The organism is Nitratireductor sp. StC3 (genome assembly GCF_003015025.1).
GTDB classification, from domain to species: Bacteria; Pseudomonadota; Alphaproteobacteria; order Rhizobiales; family Rhizobiaceae; genus Mangrovimarina; species Mangrovimarina alexandrii.
Genome location: NZ_PYBP01000007.1, coordinates 197,345 through 215,259 on the forward strand (window position 1 = coordinate 197,345; position 17,915 = coordinate 215,259).

The following is a 17,915-nucleotide window of genomic DNA, read 5'->3' on the forward strand; positions in this document are numbered from 1 at the left end:
TCGGCGGCCGCGTTCCGCTCAGCCGCGATAGCGCGTCATCCGCAACGCGATCGCGGTCGAGCCGATCGTGATGACGAGAAGCAGGGTGGCGATCGCGTTGATGGAGGGGTCGAGCGAGGTGCGCATCTTGCCCCAGACGAAGGTCGACAGCGTGTTGCCGGACCCGATCGTGAAGATCGTGATGATGAATTCGTCGAGCGAGATGGCGAAGGCCAGCAGCGCCGCGCCGACCAGCGCTGCCCTGATCTGTGGCAGCGTGACGTGCCGGAAGGCCTGCCACGGGCTCGCGCCGAGGTCGCGCGCCGCCTCCAGCGCGACCCGGTCGAAGCTCGCCATGCGGGCGCTGACGACCAGTGCGACCAGCGGCTGGGTCAAAAGCAGGTGCCCGCCGATCACGGCGCCGAGCCCGAGCGGCACCGACAGCCAGCGCACGTAAAGCACGACAAGTCCGATCGCCACGACGAGCGGCGGGATCATGATCGGCACCGAAAGCGCCGTCAGCAGCGGGACGCTCGCCGCTGCGCTCTTGCGGGTGAGAGCAAGGGCCGTCATCGTGCCGGTTACCGTCGCCAGCAACGCGGTCGGCACCGCCACGGCGAGACTGTTCTGGAACGCGGCCCAGAACTCGGCCGACGAAAACAGCGTCCGGTACCAGTCGAGGCTGAAACCGGTCAGCGGCAGGCTGACCAGCGCCCCGGAATTGAACGAAAACACCACGACGATTGCCAGCGGGCCGAGCATGAACAGCACCAGCGTCGCGATCACGGCGAACCAGAGGACAGCGCCAAGCGGTCTCAAGACGGTCTTCTCCTGACGAATAGGGCGCCCACCAGCCCAAGCACCAACAGGCTCGCCGCCATCAGCACGAACGACATCGCCGCGCCGGCGGGCCAGTTGAAACGGGTCGAGAATTCCTGGGCGATGAACTGGCCGATCATCGAGCCCGACCCGCCGCCCAGAAAGCGTGGCGTGATGTAGTCGCCGGCGGCGTAGAGAAACGAGATCGCGAAGGCGGCGAACAGCCCGGTTCTGCATTGCGGAACGATGACGCGCATCAACGTTTGGCGCCCGCTTGCCCCCAGGTCGTGCGCGGCTTCGATCTGGATGTCGCTCACGTTGCGCAACTGGCCGTAGATCGGCAGGATGGCGAAGGGCAGCAGGAAGTGCACCAGCGCCACGATCACGGCGCCGCGATTGTAGAGCAGCGTGTCGAGCGGCTGGGCGCTCAGCCCGGACGCGATCAGGATGGCATTCAGGAAGCCGTCCGTGCTCAGGATCGCCTTCCAGGCGTAGATCTTGACCAGATAGCCGCCGAAAAGCGTGACGATCGCCACGAGGATGAGGGCATCGCCCCAGCGGCCGGCGCGAAAGCGTGCGGCATAGGCGAACAGGAAGCCGAGCCCGACGCAGATCAGCGCGGTCAGGCCCCCGTTTATCATCGTCGAGACGAGCACGTCGCCATACGTGTCGAAGACGCGGGCGTAGGCGGCCAGGGACATGTCGGGTGTCAGCGCGAAATTGCGCACGCGCCAGAAACTCACGACGAAAAGCAGCAGCATCGGCACTGCGAACAGCACCGCCAGGATCGCGAAGGCGGGGGCGGCAAGCAGAACGGCGCGCAGGCGACGCGAGGGCATGCGTGCGCCGGTCATGGCGCCACGTCGACCATGGCGGCCTCGGGCCAGCTTGCCGTGACCCTGCCGCCGACGGCGATCTCGTCGACCATGGTTCTGGAGATGCCGGCAATCTCGATCCTGTGCCCGCCTTCCAGTTCGAGGACGCATTGGGCGAATGGGCCGAGATCCACGATCTCCACAATGTTGCCCGCGACACGGAGCCGGCCGTCTTCGGGCCCGCCCTTGTCGGTGGTGTGCAGGCGCGCCGCCTCGGGGCGCAGCATGAGGTGCAGCGGACCGTCCGGGCCGGCCAGGTCGAATTCTACGCCGATAGCGAGCGCGACCCGCCCGTTTTTGCGCTCGCCGGCCAGAAAATTGGCGTCGCCGACGAATTCGGCCGCAAACCGGCTGCGCGGACGCGCATAGACCTCGCCGGGCGGTCCTGCCTGTTCGATCCGGCCCTTGTTCATGACGATGAGGCGGTCACCGAGCGCGAAGGCCTCGGCCTGATCGTGGGTGACGAAGATGAAGGTGCCGCCGGCGTCCTGATGGATGGCGCGCAACTCCTCCTGCATCGCCTGGCGCAGTTTGAGGTCGAGGGCGGAGAGCGGTTCGTCGAGCAGCAGGATCTTGGGGCGCATCACCAGCGCGCGCGCCAGCGCCACGCGCTGCTGCTGGCCGCCGGACAGCCGATCGACGGGGCGGTCTTCGAAGCCGCTGAGCCTGACCAGCTTCAGCGCGTCGGCCACCCGCTCGGCGATCTCCTCGCGCGGGCGTCGGGCGAGCGACAGGCCGAAGGCGACGTTTTCGCGCACGCTCATATGTGCAAACAGGCCGTGGCTCTGGAACACGGTGTTGGTGGGGCGCTTCTGCGGCGGCAGGTAGGTGACGTCCTCGCCGTCGATCTCGATCCGGCCGGAAGTCGGCAGCGTCAGGCCGCCGATCATCCGCAACAATGTCGACTTTCCACAGCCGGACGGGCCGAGGATCGAGGTGAACGATCCGCGAGGGATCGCAAGCTCGATATCCTTGACCACGTCGCTCTGGCCGTAGCGTCGGCCCAATCCCGCCAGAAGCAGGATCGGGTCTTGGGGTGCCGTTGCGTGCATCGATCAGGCTCGCAGGAAGCGCTGGTACTCTTCTTGGATCTGGTCGTAGCTGGCGTGCTCGCCGTCGTCCTGCAGCGGCCAGAACGGGTTGAAGCGGGCGCTTTGGAACAGGCTTTCGAAGTCGCCGTACTGATAGACTTCGCGGTTGACCTGATCGACCAGCGGGACGGCGTCGCTGCTGACGACGGCCTGGGTGAGATCGGACGCCATCACCGTCTGTCCGCTCGCCGAGACCGCCTGCGACAGTGCCTTGTAGGCGGCGTCGCGGTTGGGCGCACCGCTCGGAATGGCCAGCGTGTCCATGAAGACCATCACGCCTTCCTGCGGGCGTACGAAAGCCAGTTGCTTGTCCTTTTCGGCGGCGAAGGCCACCTGCGCGTCCCAGCCGATCGCCGAAATGACGACCTCGCCGCGAGCGTAAAGGTCGGTCGCCTCGCCGTAGTTGGGCGACAGGGTGCGGGCGTGCTCGCGCTTGATCTTGATCAGAAAGTCGATCGTCTGCTTCAGCTCATCCGGCGTCAGGCGGGTCGGCGTCTTGGTGCCGGTGACGATCGGCGCCCAGGTCGAGATCAGGCCGGTAATGTCGTCGGTAAGCGAGACCTTGCCCTTGTATTCGTCCTTCAGGCAGTCCTTCCACGAGGCCGGTTTGGCGATCGCGGCGGGATCGTAGACCATCGACAAGGTGCCCCAGGTGAAGGGCACGGCGTAGAGCTTGCCGTCCTTGCGGATCGTGTCGACGTCGAGGAATTCGGGGAAGATTTTCTCGATGCCCGGCACGCGTGCTTCGTCGATGGGTTCGACCAGCCCGGCATTGGCCAGGATCGGGATGTGCCCGAAATAGATCGAGATCAGGTCGAGTTGACCGGCTCCGCCGGCCTGCAGCTTGGTAATGATCTCCTCGTTCGAGCTGATATAGGTGGTCGACAGGTCGATGTCGTTGTTTTTCAGAAAGTCATCGGCCTTGAGGGGGGCATCGTAGCCTTGCCATCCGATCCACGACAATTGCGTGGCGGCCATGGCCGAACGCGGAAGCGTCAGCATTGCCGCGGTCGCGGTGCCGGCGGCGATGAAGCTGCGGCGGTCGAGGCCGTGGCGCGGTTTGGCGTGATTACGTTGCATTCTTTTCTCCCTGTTGTTGTTCCTGGGGTGTGTTGCGGGCGGCAGGCGTCTCCTTGCCGTAGGTCCATGACTTCAGGCGGGCGAGAACCGCCGCCTTGAGCATGGGGTCGTAGTTCATCAGGCCGAGGCTTTCCGAGAACCACAGGCCGTCGATCGCCATGCGCACGATCGTGGCGAGCACGGGATCGGGCGAGTCGGCGATGATGGCGTCCTGGTGGCGGCGGCCCTGGGCCTGGACGGCGGCAAGCCGTTCGGGCGTGTTGGCGAGCGCGGCGGTGATGGCGCCGTTCACCCGGTCGAAATATTCCCCGGTGAAGGCGTCGCCTTCGTGGGTGGCTGCGATATAGGCGCGCACGGCCCGTCCGCTCGCGTCGGGATCGGAGCCCATCGCGTGCGACAGCGCGGCGTCGAAGCGCGACACCAGCCGTTCGATCATCGCGGTGATGAGATCTTCCTTCGAGGCGAAGTGATAAAGCACCGTGCCCTTGGCGACGCCGGCATCCTTCGAAACCCGGTCGTAGGTGAGGCCGACGAGACCGTCCCTGGCGACGATGGTCTCGGCGGTGTCCAGCAATTTTTGGACCGTCGGGTGAGAGGTCTTGCGCTTGCTCATAGTTCTTTGTACTGTCCGGACGGTACAAAAACAAGGGGCGATCCGCTCGCGCCTTGAAACACCCTTCAGCGGAGAGTTTCCAATGGGCTACAAATCGTCGCCGCGGCCTGTTTTCGACAGGCCGACCCACATCCCCTATGCCGAGGTTACGCGTCATGTGTGGGGCGATGCCGGAGCCGGACTGGTCGACGACCTGATCTACGCCTCCACCGACAAGATCCACCAGCTCGTCTTCAGCCTGGCCGGCGGCACGGGTTTCAAACATTCGGAAGATTACCGCACCGTGTTCGGCGCCGACGAGGTGCTTTACGTGCTGTCGGGCACGTTCGGCGCGGCCAATCCGGAAACCGGCGAGGTTCGCATCGTCCAGGAAGGCGAGGCGATCTTCTTCCGCAAGGACACCTGGCATCACGGTTTCAGCCTGTCCGACAAGCCGGTGCGCGTGCTCGAATATTTCTCGCCGCCGCCGTCCACCGGCACGTCGGGCGTCTATGCCCGCACCCGTCCCTATCTCGAACAGTCGACCTATCGCCAGGAGCGTTTCATCGGCCGCTGGCCGATGGCCGCCGACGAGGAAAAGCAGACCGCGACCATCAAGACCTTGCGCGACGCGGACCTGCTTTGGGAACTCGACCCCGAGGATCAGGGTGTCATCACCGGCCTTTACGCGGCCACGGAACATCTGGAAAGCGGCAAGACGACCGTGCTGCCCGGGCGCAAATCCTCGATGATCACCCGCAAGGGCGACGAATGTCTTTATGTGCTTTCGGGCTGCCTGCATGTCCTGTGCCCGGACAGGGAAGGCCAGGTCTGGTTCGAGCTCAATCCGGGCGACGGCTTCTTCTTTCCCGACGGCACGCGCCACCAATACGCCAATCTGCGCGGCGAACCGGCAAGCTTCGTCTTCGGTGTCGGCCCCGGACTGGGCGACAAGGGCGTGTGAGCTGACGGCGCATGAACGCAATCGGTATCGACGTCGGCGGCAGCAAGACCGTCATCGGTCTGGTCGACACCGTCAGCGGACGGGTCGACCGTACCGTGCGGTTGGAAACCCCGGCGCGCGCGCGCGCCGGGAGCGATTTTCTCCGCCGTGTGGCCGACGAGGCGCGGGCGCTGTCGGCTGATGCCGCGGTTCCGCTGGGGGTCGGCATCTGCGAGGCCGTCGATACGGCCGGCGAGATCGTCAGCGCCCATCGCGTTCCGTGGACGACGGCGGAGTTGCGCGCGGCCTTTTCGTTCGCGCCGGCCTTGACGATCGATTCCGATGTCCGCGCCGCGGCCGTGGCCGAGGCGTGTTTCGGCGTCGGACGCGGACTGGGCGACTGGCTTTACGCCAATGCCGGGACCGGCATTGCCAGCGTCGTGATGCGCGGCGCCGTGCCTTATTTGGGGTGTCGCGGCCGGGCGATGGGGCTTGGCATGAGCCACCTGGTCGAGGAGGACGCGCGCCGCGAGCCGCTCAGCGTCGAAGACATTGCCGGCGGCGCGGGCATGTTGGCGCGCGCGCGTGCGGCCGGCCTGGCCGTGCCATCCGTGGCCGCGCTGATCGCCGAGGCGGAAGCGAACGAGCCGGGCGCGCACGGTGTTGTCGCCGGCGCCGGCGCGCTGCTGGGCCGCGCACTGGGCTTCCTGGCCAATGTGCTCGATCCCGAAGTGGTCGTTCTGGGCGGCGGGATGCCGTCGGCGAGCCCGACCTATCTCGCCGCATGCAGGCGCGCGCTCGACGCAAGCCTGTGGCGCCCGGCGCCGCTGTGCCCTGAGCTGCGGGTGGCCGGGCTCGGCCCCGAATCGGGCCTCGTCGGCGCGGCGCTGCTGGCCGCACCGCAGGAAGCAACAGCGTTCCGAAGCGGCTGAACAGTCAACGCCGGCGCAAGCCCGTGCCGGGGCAAAGATGTCGGCCGTGTCGCCCGGACCCGGCATGCCTTCCCTTGTTATTTGCGTCGGCCGCTGGCGCTGATCGCGACCGCGGCGACGATGATCAGCCCGGTCGTCAGATCCTTGTAGAACGGGTCGGCGTTGAGGATGTTGAAGCCGTTATTGACGAGCGCGAGCATGAACACGCCGGCGACCGAGCGCCACACCGCGCCCTGGCCGCCATAGATGCTGGTGCCGCCGATGATGACGGCGGCGATCGCCTCCAGTTCCATGCCCGTGCCGGCCGTGGCCTGGCCGAGCGAAATCCGCGAAACCGCGATCGCGGCCGCGAGGCCGGCTGCGAAGCCGTTGATGGAAAACGCGATGATCTTGATGCGCCGGGTGCGGATGCCCGACAGGATCGAGGCTTCCTCGTTGCCGCCGACCGCGAACATCTTGCGGCCGAGCGTGGTCCTGTTGAGCACCACCGTCAATATGACGGCGAATGCGATCAGGACGAGCACCGCGACATAGACCGGGCCGATCCGCTCGCGCCCGAGCCAGGTGAAGGCGTCAAGGCGCACGGGGATGAGCGTGCCGCCGGTGATCAGGATCGCGATGCCGCGATAGACCAGGCCGGTGGCGAGCGTGGCCAGGAAGGAATGGATCTTCAGCGCTGTGATGGTCAGGCCGTTGACGAAGCCGAGCGCCATGCCGACCAGCGGCGCGGCGATGAGCCCGGCAACCGGATGCACCTGCAGCGCCAGCGCGGCCGCGACCACGCCGCCGACGGCGAAGATCGCCCCCACTGAAAGGTCGAACCCGCCGCAGATGATGACCAGCGTCATCGCCGAGGCCATGATCGCCAGCGGCGCGTTCTGGTTCAAGATGTTGATCAGGTTCTGCAGCGTCAGGAACGAATCGCTGAGGATCGTCAGAAGAACGATCAGGGCCGCGATCATCACCGCCACGGCATAGGTTTGCAGGAACCGCAGCACCGGCAGCAGGGCGGCGGCGGATGCTTCGGGGGTCGTATTGGTGGCACTCATGCGCTTTTCTTTGCCTCCTGCTGCTCCTGTTCGTGGAACAGGCGCCATATGACCTTGTCGAGGGTGGTTTCGCGCGGCACGAACTGGCCCGTCACGCGTCCGCCAGACACGGTGTAGGCGCGGTGGGCCAGGCCCATCACTTCCTCGATCTCCGAGGAAATCAGAAGAATGCCGGCGCCGCGGCGCGCCGTCTCGCCGATGAATTCGTGAATGCGCCGTCGCGCGCCGATGTCGACGCCGCGGCTGGGCTCGTCGAGAATGATGATTTGCGGATCGCCAAGGATCCATTTGCCCATCACCACCTTCTGCTGATTGCCGCCGGAATAGTTGACCACCTGGCCGTCGACCTGGTTCGGATGCACCCCGAAATACTCGACGAGCCGGGCGACCGCGTCGCGTTCGTCGCGTTCGCCGATCAGGCCGAGCCTGGCGAAGGCGCCAAGGTGCGGCAGCGTCATGTTGGCCCGCACCGGTTGGGTGAGCACGAGGCCCTGTTTGCGCCGGTCTTCCGGCACCATCGCAAGACCGCGTGCGATCGCGGCGTGCGGCGAACGCTCATCAAACGGCTCGCCGTCGATTTCGACCGTGCCCGAAAGGGCCGGGTCGGCGCCGAAGATCCCACGCACGATTTCGGTGCGTCCGCTGCCGACCAGCCCGACCAGCCCGACAATTTCGCCCGGATAAAGCGCGAGATCGGCGGACCGCACGCCGGTTTCGGTCGACAGGCCGTGCACCGAAAGCAGCGGCGTGCCGGTGCGCCGCGGTTCGGGCGGCAATTCGGGATAGGCGACGTCCTGGGCTGACCGGCCGATCATCGCCGTAATCAGCGATGCCTTGGTTTCGTCCTTCGCCGGGCCGGTGCGGATAATTGCGCCGTCGCGCATCACCGTGACGGTGTCGCAGACGGCAAGCACGTGATCGAGGAAATGCGAGACGTAGATGATGGTGTGGCCGCGGTCGCGCAGTCGCGTCATGACGCCGTGCAGGCGCTCGGCCTCGTCATGGGTCAGCGAGGAGGTCGGCTCGTCCATCACGATCACGCGCGCCTCGCGCGCCAGCGCGCGCATGATCTCGACCTTCTGCTGGTCGGCGATGCTGAGCGTGCCGGCCCGCACCGACGGGTCGAGATCGAAGCCGGCGAAGGCGGCAATCTCGGCCAGCCGCGCTGCCTCGTCGCCGGCCAGAAAGCCGGCGTGGCTGGTCTCGATGCCCAAAAACACGTTCTGGGCGACGGTGAGGTCGGGCACTAGTTGCAGTTCCTGGTGCATCATGGCGACACCGCGCGCCAGCGCCTGCGGCGGGTCCCAATGCCCGACCGTCTCGCCGAAGACGGTGAGCGCCCCGCCCGAGCGGGTGTAGTAGCCGCCCACGATCTTGCCGACCGTGGACTTGCCGGCGCCGTTCTCGCCGATCAGGCCGTGAATTTCCCCGGCGTTAAAGTCGATATCGATGCCGCGCAGAACGCTGACGCCGGAGAACGATTTTGAAACGCCCCGTAAGCTGATGCACGGGGCAGTCCGATCGCCGCTCCCGTGTGCTTCATGGCTGTGGGGCGCCGTTTCGTCCATTGGCCGCAACGTCCTTTCGCCAGATCGATCAGTCCGACGCCGCTTCCTGCCGGCGCGGTGCGGTTTTGGCGGCATCGATGGCTCCGTCCTCGGTCACCGCCACACCATAGAGCGAACGCGCAGCCTCGCGCGAGACCGTGCCGGCGAGAACGTCGGCGAGCACCTCGTCTTCGGGCCGCGCCCTGGGGTCGCCATAGCCGCCGCCGCCGCCGGTGCGGGTGACGACCAACGTGCCTTTTGGAAAACGCTTGGCGCGCATCTTGAGCGGTTTTTCGACGGAGCCGTCCGGCAGCACGATATCGTTGTCCGGCCCGGCGCCGTCGCTGCCGCCCTTAATACCCCAGGCCGGCGTCTTGGACCGTTCGAACCACAGCGCGCCGAAACAGTCGTCGAGCAGCCGATAGCTGCGCACCACGCCGCAGCCGCCGCGCCAGCGTCCCGCCCCGCCGGAATCGCGGCGCAGAGCGAACTCTTCGACCCGTACCGGGAATTTGGTCTCATAGACCTCTGCCGGCAGGTTGCGGAAACCGCCGTTGACGAGGTTGATCAGCGCGCTTTCGCCGTCCTGTCCGACCGTGCCGCCCCAGCCGCCGGCTGTTGGCTCGACGGAAATCCACTGGCCGCGCTCGGGATCCATGTCGAAAAAGGCCGCCACCATGGAATCGCCGTAGTGGGCGGCGGTCGCCTTGTGCGGCATCGCCTCGCCCAGACAGGAAATCATCAGGTCGGCGAGCAGGCCGAGCCCGGTGAAATACCACTCGCAGGCCGCAGGCTCCTTGGCGTTGAACATGCACTTTTCGGGAATGCGCACCTCCATGGTCGAAAACGACCCGCCGGTGATGGCGCGGTCCGGGTTGATCATGGTCTTGTAGGCCAGCCGCAGCAGGGAGCCGGTCTGCACCGCGCCGCAATTGATCGAGCCTTCGACCGGTCCTGAGGAGCCGTCGAGATCGATGATCATGCGTTCGCCTTCGATCGTCAGGCTGAGCGCGACTTTCACCGGCTCGGCGCCGACGCCATCATCGTCGAGATACCCCTCGCGGGTGTAGGTCCCGTCCTTCAGTTTGGCGATCGCCTCGCGGTCGAGCAGCCGCGCCTGCTCGAAGATGTTGGCGCAGGCGGCGCGATAGGTGTCCGATCCGATCCGGTCGAGGATCTGGCCGAGACGACGCTCGCCGGTGCGGATCGCCGTGATCTGGGCGTTGAGGTCGCCGATCGTCATGTCCTTGAGCCGCGTGTTGCGGGTCAAAAGATCATACCACTCCGGAATCCGCTTGAAACGGCTGACGATGCGCGTCGGGCCGAGCCGCAGGCCCTCGTGGAAGATCGAGGTCGAGCCCATGGTCGAGCCGGGATCGATCGCGCCGATGTCCTGCCAGTGGGCGCGCGCGGCGCCGAAGCCGACGAGCTCGTCCTTGTAAAACAGCGGCCCGATGGCGGTGACGTCGTGCAGATGCGTGCCCTGCAGGTAGGAATCGTTCAGGATGAAGATGTCGCCGGGATGGATGTCGTCGCCGTAACGGTCGAGCACCAGTTTCACACAGGCGTCGATCGCGCCGACGAACAGCGGCACACCGGTCGACTGGCCGAGCATGTTGCCCTCTTCGTCGAGCAGCGCCACGGCGCTGTCGCGGCCTTCGTAGATGATCGCCGAGAACGCCGAACGCCACAGGGCGGCATTCATGTCCTGGGCGCAGGAGATGACGAAATTGCGGACCACTTCCGTGGTGATCGGGTCGGCGTGAGCCATGGTCTGGTTCCTCCGCGGCCTAGCGATGTGTCAGGAGAAGCTGGCCGCCGGCGATTACCTCGGCCCGCCAGTCGGGCGGCAGCAGTGTCGTGGCGGTCGCCTCCTCGATGATGGCTGGTCCTTCGACGGTTTCGCCGGCTGCGATCTCGGAGCGGTTGACGATGGCCGTTTCGTGCTCGATGCCGTCGAAATAGACCTTGCGCCCGCGCGCGGCCGTTCGCTGGCTCGCCAGCGGATCGGGAATGGCAGGCCGCTCCAGCGTTCCGAGCGCGGCGACGCGCAGATTGGCGACTTCGACCACCGCGTCGGGGCTGGAGTGGCCGTATTGGCGTTCATAGGCCGCGTCGAAGCTGCCGCGCACGGCGTTCAGGTCTACGGGGCCGGCCGGAACCGGGATCGTCAGCACATATTCCTGGCCGTGATAGCGAAAGTCGGCAAAGCGTTCGAAGGATATCTCGGCGTCCGTGAAGCCCTCCTTGCGCAGATAGTCGCGTCCGTTTTCTTCCAGGCTGTCGAATTTCTCGGCCAGGTCTTCGGGAGCGATCTCGTGCCAGTAACCGTAATAGGTCATCTTGAAGTCGTGCCGCACGTCGGTCTGCAGCATGCCCCAGGCCGAAAACGCCCCCGGCATCACCGGTATGATGACCTCCTTGATGTCGAGTTGCTGGGCCAGCGCCGCCGCCTGGGCCGGGCCGGCACCGCCATAGGCGACCAGGGCGAAATCGCGCGGGTCGATGCCGCGTCGGATGGTGATGGTACGGATCGCATCGGCCATCTTGGCGTTGATGATGTCGATCATGCCCTGCGCCATCGCCTCGGTCGACATGTCGAACCGGTCGGCCAGTTTTTTCACCGCCATCCGGGCCTTGTCGCGGTCGAGCGTCATTGAGCCGCCGGCGAAATTCGACGAATCGAGCCGGCCGAGCACGAGGTTGGCGTCGCTGACGGTCGGCTCCGTGCCGCCGCGCCCGTAGCAGGCCGGTCCCGGCACCGAGCCGGCCGATTGCGGCCCGACGCGCAACGCGCCGGCCTCCTGCCAGGCAATCGAGCCGCCGCCTGCGCCGATGACGTGGATGTCGACCACCGACATCTGGATCGGCAGGCCTTCGAGTTCCGCCTCGTTGGAGGCGGATGGCTGGCCGTCGATGATCAGGCTGGCGTCGAAGGAGGTGCCGCCCATGTCGACACAGATCAGGTTCGGCCGGCCGGTGGTCTCGGCCAGCGTGCGTCCGCCGATCGTCCCACCGACCGGGCCCGACAGCAGCGTCTGCAACGGCATCTCGGTCGCCGCGCCCGCCGTCATGGCGCCGCCGTTCGACTTCATCACGTGCAGTTGCCGCCCTTCGGGCAACCGCGCCGACAGCCGGCTCACCAGCGTGTCGAGATAGCGCCGCACCACGGGCGCGGCATAGGCGTCCATCACCGTCGTTGACGTGCGCGCGAATTCTCGCCATTCCGGCGAGACCCGATGCGACAGCGTGATTGCGATGTCGGGCAGGTGCTTGCGCAGATAGGCTTCGACGGCCAGTTCGTGCGCGGGGTTCTTGAACGAAAACAGCAGGCAGACCGCGATCGCCTCGTAGTTCTTGTCGCGCACCGCGGCGATCAGCCGGTCCAGCTCGCGTTCGTCGAGCGCGGTTTCCACCTCGCCCTTGGCATTGATACGCTCGTTGACGGTGTAGGTGTCGGGGATCTCCACCAGCGGGCGCGGCTTGCGCCAGTGGATGGAGAAGATCTCGCCGCGGTCGTTGCCCTGGATCGTGTAGACGTCGCGATAATTCTGCGTCGTCAACAGCGCCACGCGCGCGCCGCGTCGCGTCAAGACCGCGTTGAGACCGACCGTCGTGCCGTGCACGAAGAAGGCGACATCGGCGCCCGCGGGCACGTGGCGATCGACGCCTTCGATCACGGCGAGCGCAGGGTTGTCTGGCGTCGAGAGCACCTTGTGCGCCTCGCAATCGCCGGTGTCGGCATCCTGAAACACGATATCGGTGAATGTGCCGCCAATATCGGCCGACACGCGATAGGACCTGCCCGTCACGTCAACTCTCCCAGATGGTGATTGCAGCTATGGCCGGCCGCCATGCAATGCAGCCGGCCGGAAGCGCCTATTGCGCCCACTCGCCCTTGAAGTCCGGATGCTTTTCGAGCACGGCGGCGTCGATCAGGGCCGGCACCGGTCCGACCTCGTCCATGTTGATGACCGTGGGCGCGTCCTTGCCCTCCAGCACCTTGACGACAGTGTCGAGCGCGTATTCGCCCATTGATACCGGGAAATGGGCCAGGGTCACGTCCCAGCGGCCCTCGCGGATCGCCTCGATGGCGACCGAGGCGGCGCCGCCGCCGGACAGATAGAGGTCGGCAACCGACTTGCCCGCGGCTTCCAGAGCGATCTCGACACCGATCAAATGTTGATCCGCATTGGACAGCACGACGTCGATATCGTTGTTGGCCTGCAGGATGTCCTGCATCACCGACAGCGATTTGTCGGGATCGTAATTGCCTTCGCCGGTGGCCACCACCTTGATGTTGGCGTGCTTGTCCAGCACCGCGCGATAGGCCTCGTAGCGCAGATTGTCGAACGGATAGATGCGCTGGCCGATCATGATGACGACCTTGCAGGGATCGCGCTCGGCGCAGAATTCAACCACGTCCTCGGCTTGGGCGCGTGCCCCGTCGGCGGGCGGGCTGGCCACGGTCGCGGTGACGCCCGGCACCTGCGGCTCCAGCTTGGACAGATCCGGTCCGATCGGAAACAGCGTCGTGGCCAGCGGCTTGCCTGCCGCGCCGACCTGCTCGACCGCTCCGGCGATGCCGACAGTATCGTTCGGCACGACGATAAAGGCATCGAACTGTCCGCCGGCCAGCACGTCCTCGATCTGGCTGTATTGGCGCGCGGCGTCGAACTGGCCGTCATAGATGGCGGTTTCGATATTGCCGAGTTCCTTGGCCTTCTTCTCCACACCCTCATAGACGGCCTGATTGAAGCCGTTCTGGCCCGACGACGCGAAGAACGCGACCTTCCAGTCCTTTGCGGCCGCGGTACCCGAAAGGGCGAAGGTCAAGACCGCAGCCGACGCGGCCAGTCTTTGCAGTGAATTCATGATTGCGTCTCCTCCCACAAATGCAAACGAACCCTCTAGACGTCGAAGCGTAGTCATAATACAAACTTTATGCAACTGGAATTTTGAAACCGGAATTTTCGCTTTGCCGGGTCGCGCTCACTCGATATTGAGCGCGAACAACAGCGGACCCAACGGTTGCAGGGAGTAGGACGTGGCACCGAGCACGACGAAGAAGGCCAGGATGAAGTCTGGTGCGAGCGACGGCCAGGAGGACCCGCCGGCCAAACGCGGGCGCGGTTCGACGGCGGTGTACGAGGAACTGCGCGAGGACATCCTGTCGCTGCGCATGGCGCCGGGGACGGCTTTCGACGAGGTCGCGCTCGCCGCTCGCTTTGGTCTGTCGCGCACGCCGGTGCGCGAGGCGCTGTTGATGCTGTCGCGCGAGGATCTGGTCACGTTTCTGCCGGGACGCAGCGCCATCGTCACGCCGCACACAATGAGCAATGCGCACGAATACATGGACACGCTGATGTTGTTGTCGCGCGCCATCAACCGGCTTGCGGCCGAAGTGCGCACGCCAAACGCCCTCGCCGTCGTCAGGCAGTGCCAGGCCCGCTATTCCACGGCGGTCGAGGGCGGTGACATCCACGCGATCGCGGCGGCCGACCTTGCCTTTCATCTCGCCATTTCCGAAGCCAGCGCCAACGGCTTTCTCGGCAATTTCTATCGGCTAGCGCTCGACTATGGCCGGCGCATGCATTTGTTGCACTACTACCCGATCTTCAATGCCGAGGAGGCCGAGCGCAGCCTTGCCGAGCACGCGGCCATGGCCGCTGCGATCGAGGCCGGCGACGCCATGGGCTCGGAGGAGGCGGCCAGCGCCCACGTGATGTCGGAACTGCGTGTGGTGCAACGCTCGCTGGAACCCAAGGTCGGCGTGAACTTTTCGCTCGGCAACGGATTGAGGAGCCCGAAATGATCGACCCAGAACTCAGGCAGGCCCGTCGGGAACGTCTGCTTTCGGCGATGGAGGCTACCGACGCCGAAGCGGTCGCGATCGTGCCGGGCGCGAATTTCTATTATCTGACCGGCGCCAATTTTCACCTGATGGAAAGGCCGACGGTGCTGTTCGTGACCCGCTCCGGCACGATGCACGCCGTGGTTCCGGAACTGGAAAAGGCGCGCTGGGCGGCGTTGGCGCCGGAGGTGGAAACCGCCTACTGGCAGGATTCGGACGGGTATGTCGATGCCTTCGCCGTGGTCGCGGCCAGGCTCAACGCCTCGCGCATCGGGGTCGAGGGCCAGCGCATGCGCGTCTTCGAGGCGAACTCGATCCGCCACGCCTTTCGCGACACCCCGGTTATCGACGCGCATGCGGCGATCTCGCGCATGCGCCTGTACAAGGACGAGGCCGAGATCGCGGCGATCGAGCGCGCGATCGCCATCAGCGAGGCAGCCCTGGCCGACACGCTGGCCGCGACCGTGGCCGGCATGAGCGAGCGCGCCGTGCGTGGGGTGTTGATGGCGGCGATGCTCGAACACGGCGCCGACGGTGCCGCCTTCGATCCGATCGTGCTGACCGGTGCCGCCGCCGCCGATCCGCATGGCGAGCCGAGCGTGGAGCGCGTGCTGGCCAGGAGCGACGCGCTGTTGATCGATTTCGGCGCCGCCTGGGGCGGCTACAATGCCGACATCACCCGCACCGTATTCGTCGAGACCGTCAGCAACGAGCATCGCCAGATCTACGCGGCGGTGGCGGCCGCCAACGCGCATGGCCGCGCCGTTTCCAGGCCCGGCCTGTCGCTGCACGAGCTCGACCAGGGCGTAACCGACGTGATGGTCGAGGCGGGATTTGCCGATCTCGTTGTCCACAAGACCGGTCACGGCCTTGGCCAGGACGTGCACGAGGCACCGCAGGTGATGATCGGCAACCATCAGGCGATGGAGCCGGGGATGGTGTTCACCATCGAACCCGGCCTTTACCGGCCGGGTGAGATCGGCGTGCGCATCGAGGACGACGTGCTGGTGATGCCACAGGGCTGCCGCTCCCTGACCGGCTTTTCCCGCGACCTGACCCTGATCGGCGGGTGAGGTGATGACGGCCACCGCCGCCGGCCTGCCCGAAGCCGTCGCCCGCGGACCGGACGCGCTGTTTGCGCTTTTGGCCGAGCGCGTGGCGCGGGCGGTCGGATACGACCTTCTGACCGTGCTCGCGCCGACGCCCGGCGGGCGCGTGCTGACCCGGCTTTTTTCCTCCAATCCGGAGCAATACCCGCTCGGCGACGCCGACCGCGTCGAAGATACGGCCTGGTTCCGTCAGCTTTTCGGCCGCGGCGAGCCGATTATCGCCAATAACGGCCGGGAAATCGAACGCTGGCTGCCCGGTTTCGACGTCTTTTTCGCCGAACAGGGGTATGGCGCGCTCGCCAATGTGCCGGTGATCGTGGCCGGTAGACCGGTCGGCCTGGTCAACATGATGGGGCAGGCGGGGCATTTTTCGCCGCAACGGCTGGCTGCGCTGCGACCGCATTTGCCGCTGGCCGCACTGGCTATTCTGGCCGCCGCCTGGACGCCCCGCTGAGACGCGCCGACCTGAAGGCGATCTTCGGCGAAGGAGCATGGTCAAGCGGGGCCCGGAGCCGGCGAAACAGCGGGCTGAACGTCAATTTTCCGTTTGAGGTCGTGGCAGCAATCCGATTGGATTGGCCGTTGCGACGCTGCCTCTTGGAACATGGACGGCCGCTCATGAATGAAAACGAACAGCGCCTTTCCGCCTCCGCCGTGCCGGACATGCTCGTGTTCTGGGGCAAGACCTATGATGGCGAGGCCGCGTCCTCGTCGAAACCCGTGGTGCATCATCTGTTCGATGTCACCGCCGTTGCGCATGAGTTGCTGGCGTGCCGTCCGGCGTTCCTTGCCAGGCTTTCGCATGCGCTTGGCGTGCCGGGGCCCTAAATTTCAGTACGCTGCTTGCCGGGCTGCACGATCTCGGCAAGTTTTCGGCTCCCTTTCAGGCCAAACGGCCGGATCTATGGCCGGCGGCCGCGCTCGGCCGGCTGGACGACGTTGGCATAGATGGCGGCCATTGGTGCTACACCGCGTTGCTGATGCATGAGGGCGGCGTGGCGGCATCGCGCGAACGTGCGTTCAAAGCCGCGTGGAGGGAGATCCGCGACGAGATCGTGGCTGTTGTTGCGGGACATCATGGCCGGCCGCCCGCGGCCGAATGGCTGGGCGTTTCCGGCCCGCGCGGGTCGGCGCGTACGCTCCGCTCGGAGAAGCGGGCCTTGCCGACGCTTGCCTGCACGCTGCCGCCGAAACCCTGGTCGATGTTCTGGCGGGGCAGGTGTTCGAACCCATTGGCAAGGCGCGGCTGACGAAGGTGTCTCTGCTTCTCAACGGTTTGGTGAAGACAGCCGACTGGATCGCATCCGGTTTTCCGGCGCCTGAAACCAGCGCGCGTCAGCCTTTCGGCGCGTCGGCCTATTGGGACGCGGCGCGCGCGATGGCGCATTGCGCCATCCGTGTGAACACGGCCTCGCGCCGCCGGCCGTCGCCACGCTCGCATGGCCGTCGCTCGGGTTAGCGCATGACGGCCTGCGCCCCATGCAGGCTGCGATCGACGAAGTCGCGATCGAACCGGGCCCCAACCTCTTCATCATCGAGGACATGACGGGCGCCGGCAAGACCGAAGCGGCGTTGATGCTGGCCTCGCGCCTGATGCGTGCCGGCAAGGGCGAGGGCGTTTATTTTGCGCTACCCACTATGGCCACGGCCAACGCCATGCATGAGCGCTTGGCGGCATGTCACAGGGCCTTTTTCACATCGGAGGACGCGATCGAGCCCTCTCTGGTGCTTGCGCACGGCAAGGCCGGCCTGGCCCGGCGGATCGCCCGTCTCGGTGCCGGCGAAAATACGGGTGGGGTCGCTGCGCATTGCAACGACTGGATCGCCGACAGCCGCCGCAAGGCCTTGTTTGCCGAGATTGGCGCGGGCACGATCGATCAGGCGTTCCTGGCCGTGTTGCGCAAGAAATTCCTGACGCTGCGCTAGGCTCAGGACTCATTGATCAAAGCCAGAAGATGACGGTGGCTGCGATGCAGATGGCGGAGAAGAAGGTGTGGGCACACCGGTCATAGCGTGTTGCGATACGCCGCCAGTCCTTGAGTTTG

The 17,915-nt window shown here is 66.0% G+C and carries 18 protein-coding genes and 1 pseudogene; 8 read left to right on the forward strand and 11 right to left on the reverse strand.

The features are described from left to right. Window positions 1-18: 18 nt before the first annotated feature. Genes C7T96_RS16035 through C7T96_RS16055 form a run of 5 tightly spaced genes read right to left on the reverse strand, consistent with a single transcriptional unit; the run spans window position 19 to window position 4,457 of the window. On the reverse strand, window positions 19-798 hold the full coding sequence (locus C7T96_RS16035) for an ABC transporter permease (RefSeq protein WP_106572251.1): 780 nt from the start codon (window positions 796-798) through the stop codon (window positions 19-21). Continuing rightward, the gene (locus C7T96_RS16040; RefSeq protein WP_106572252.1) at window positions 795-1,652 is read right to left on the reverse strand and encodes an ABC transporter permease; all 858 of its coding nucleotides are present in this window, start codon (window positions 1,650-1,652) and stop codon (window positions 795-797) included. Before C7T96_RS16040 ends, C7T96_RS16035 begins: the two co-directional genes overlap by 4 nt. Continuing rightward, the gene (locus tag C7T96_RS16045; RefSeq protein ID WP_106572253.1) at window positions 1,649-2,725 is read right to left on the reverse strand and encodes an ABC transporter ATP-binding protein; all 1,077 of its coding nucleotides are present in this window, start codon (window positions 2,723-2,725) and stop codon (window positions 1,649-1,651) included. Before C7T96_RS16045 ends, C7T96_RS16040 begins: the two co-directional genes overlap by 4 nt. Window positions 2,726-2,728: 3 nt before the next feature. Next, the gene (locus C7T96_RS16050; protein ID WP_106572254.1) at window positions 2,729-3,844 is read right to left on the reverse strand and encodes an extracellular solute-binding protein; all 1,116 of its coding nucleotides are present in this window, start codon (window positions 3,842-3,844) and stop codon (window positions 2,729-2,731) included. After that, the gene (locus tag C7T96_RS16055; RefSeq protein WP_106572255.1) at window positions 3,834-4,457 is read right to left on the reverse strand and encodes a TetR/AcrR family transcriptional regulator; all 624 of its coding nucleotides are present in this window, start codon (window positions 4,455-4,457) and stop codon (window positions 3,834-3,836) included. The genes C7T96_RS16050 and C7T96_RS16055 overlap by 11 nt, the downstream gene beginning before the upstream one ends. Before the next feature lie 82 nt (window positions 4,458-4,539). Here C7T96_RS16055 and C7T96_RS16060 point away from each other — a divergent pair, with 82 nt between their 5' ends. Further along, window positions 4,540-5,400, forward strand: coding sequence for a cupin domain-containing protein (locus C7T96_RS16060; protein WP_106572256.1), 861 nt, complete (start codon window positions 4,540-4,542; stop codon window positions 5,398-5,400). Between the two features lie 11 nt (window positions 5,401-5,411). Continuing rightward, complete coding sequence (locus C7T96_RS16065) at window positions 5,412-6,311, forward strand: ROK family protein (RefSeq protein ID WP_106572257.1); 900 nt, start codon at window positions 5,412-5,414, stop codon at window positions 6,309-6,311. A 77-nt stretch (window positions 6,312-6,388) separates the two neighbouring features. Here C7T96_RS16065 and C7T96_RS16070 read toward each other — a convergent pair whose 3' ends face one another. The 5 genes from C7T96_RS16070 to C7T96_RS16090 form a co-directional block, all read right to left on the reverse strand. Then, entirely contained in the window at window positions 6,389-7,360 is a 972-nt protein-coding gene (locus C7T96_RS16070) for an ABC transporter permease (RefSeq protein ID WP_106572258.1), read from the reverse strand. Continuing rightward, entirely contained in the window at window positions 7,357-8,928 is a 1,572-nt protein-coding gene (locus C7T96_RS16075) for a sugar ABC transporter ATP-binding protein (protein ID WP_158264396.1), read from the reverse strand. The genes C7T96_RS16070 and C7T96_RS16075 overlap by 4 nt, the downstream gene beginning before the upstream one ends. A gap of 28 nt (window positions 8,929-8,956) precedes the next feature. Beyond that, window positions 8,957-10,678, reverse strand: coding sequence for a hydantoinase B/oxoprolinase family protein (locus C7T96_RS16080; RefSeq protein WP_106572260.1), 1,722 nt, complete (start codon window positions 10,676-10,678; stop codon window positions 8,957-8,959). Between the two features lie 19 nt (window positions 10,679-10,697). Beyond that, complete coding sequence (locus C7T96_RS16085; protein WP_106572261.1) at window positions 10,698-12,719, reverse strand: hydantoinase/oxoprolinase family protein; 2,022 nt, start codon at window positions 12,717-12,719, stop codon at window positions 10,698-10,700. A gap of 67 nt (window positions 12,720-12,786) precedes the next feature. After that, window positions 12,787-13,782, reverse strand: coding sequence for a sugar ABC transporter substrate-binding protein (locus tag C7T96_RS16090; protein ID WP_158264397.1), 996 nt, complete (start codon window positions 13,780-13,782; stop codon window positions 12,787-12,789). 172 nt (window positions 13,783-13,954) lie between these two features. On the opposite strand from C7T96_RS16090, the gene C7T96_RS16095 reads away from it, so the two are divergent. The 6 genes from C7T96_RS16095 to C7T96_RS16120 all read left to right on the forward strand — a co-directional run bounded on the left by C7T96_RS16095 (window position 13,955) and on the right by C7T96_RS16120 (window position 17,796). Next, the gene (locus tag C7T96_RS16095) at window positions 13,955-14,722 is read left to right on the forward strand and encodes a GntR family transcriptional regulator (protein WP_146149194.1); all 768 of its coding nucleotides are present in this window, start codon (window positions 13,955-13,957) and stop codon (window positions 14,720-14,722) included. Further along, on the forward strand, window positions 14,719-15,834 hold the full coding sequence (locus C7T96_RS16100; protein ID WP_106572264.1) for a Xaa-Pro peptidase family protein: 1,116 nt from the start codon (window positions 14,719-14,721) through the stop codon (window positions 15,832-15,834). Before C7T96_RS16095 ends, C7T96_RS16100 begins: the two co-directional genes overlap by 4 nt. A 4-nt stretch (window positions 15,835-15,838) precedes the next feature. Continuing rightward, window positions 15,839-16,324: a GAF domain-containing protein gene (locus C7T96_RS16105; protein ID WP_106572265.1), complete on the forward strand. Its 486-nt coding sequence runs from the start codon at window positions 15,839-15,841 to the stop codon at window positions 16,322-16,324. Window positions 16,325-16,488: 164 nt separating this feature from the next. Continuing rightward, the gene (locus C7T96_RS16110) at window positions 16,489-16,698 is read left to right on the forward strand and encodes an HD domain-containing protein (RefSeq protein WP_106572266.1); all 210 of its coding nucleotides are present in this window, start codon (window positions 16,489-16,491) and stop codon (window positions 16,696-16,698) included. Further along, window positions 16,641-17,120, forward strand: coding sequence for an HD domain-containing protein (locus C7T96_RS23910; RefSeq protein WP_146149195.1), 480 nt, complete (start codon window positions 16,641-16,643; stop codon window positions 17,118-17,120). Before C7T96_RS16110 ends, C7T96_RS23910 begins: the two co-directional genes overlap by 58 nt. 109 nt (window positions 17,121-17,229) lie before the next feature. Beyond that, a complete protein-coding gene (locus C7T96_RS16120) occupies window positions 17,230-17,796 on the forward strand; it encodes a hypothetical protein (protein WP_146149196.1) in 567 nt (188 codons plus the stop codon). Window positions 17,797-17,812: 16 nt separating this feature from the next. Here C7T96_RS16120 and C7T96_RS16125 read toward each other — a convergent pair. Then, window positions 17,813-17,915, reverse strand: a pseudogene (locus tag C7T96_RS16125) (IS5/IS1182 family transposase); the annotation flags it as partial.

Excerpts from the sequence above, each read along its gene's own strand:
- C7T96_RS16040 (WP_106572252.1), bottom strand. The coding sequence starts at position 1,652 with ATGACCGGCGCACGCATGCCCTCGCGTCGCCTGCGCGCCGTTCTGCTT.
- C7T96_RS16045 (WP_106572253.1), bottom strand. The coding sequence starts at position 2,725 with ATGCACGCAACGGCACCCCAAGACCCGATCCTGCTTCTGGCGGGATTG.
- C7T96_RS16050 (WP_106572254.1), bottom strand. The coding sequence starts at position 3,844 with ATGCAACGTAATCACGCCAAACCGCGCCACGGCCTCGACCGCCGCAGC.
- C7T96_RS16055 (WP_106572255.1), bottom strand. The coding sequence starts at position 4,457 with ATGAGCAAGCGCAAGACCTCTCACCCGACGGTCCAAAAATTGCTGGAC.
- C7T96_RS16060 (WP_106572256.1), top strand. The coding sequence starts at position 4,540 with ATGGGCTACAAATCGTCGCCGCGGCCTGTTTTCGACAGGCCGACCCAC.
- C7T96_RS16065 (WP_106572257.1), top strand. The coding sequence starts at position 5,412 with ATGAACGCAATCGGTATCGACGTCGGCGGCAGCAAGACCGTCATCGGT.
- C7T96_RS16070 (WP_106572258.1), bottom strand. The coding sequence starts at position 7,360 with ATGAGTGCCACCAATACGACCCCCGAAGCATCCGCCGCCGCCCTGCTG.
- C7T96_RS16075 (WP_158264396.1), bottom strand. The coding sequence starts at position 8,928 with ATGGACGAAACGGCGCCCCACAGCCATGAAGCACACGGGAGCGGCGAT.
- C7T96_RS16080 (WP_106572260.1), bottom strand. The coding sequence starts at position 10,678 with ATGGCTCACGCCGACCCGATCACCACGGAAGTGGTCCGCAATTTCGTC.
- C7T96_RS16090 (WP_158264397.1), bottom strand. The coding sequence starts at position 13,782 with ATGAATTCACTGCAAAGACTGGCCGCGTCGGCTGCGGTCTTGACCTTC.
- C7T96_RS16100 (WP_106572264.1), top strand. The coding sequence starts at position 14,719 with ATGATCGACCCAGAACTCAGGCAGGCCCGTCGGGAACGTCTGCTTTCG.
- C7T96_RS16105 (WP_106572265.1), top strand. The coding sequence starts at position 15,839 with ATGACGGCCACCGCCGCCGGCCTGCCCGAAGCCGTCGCCCGCGGACCG.
- C7T96_RS16110 (WP_106572266.1), top strand. The coding sequence starts at position 16,489 with ATGAATGAAAACGAACAGCGCCTTTCCGCCTCCGCCGTGCCGGACATG.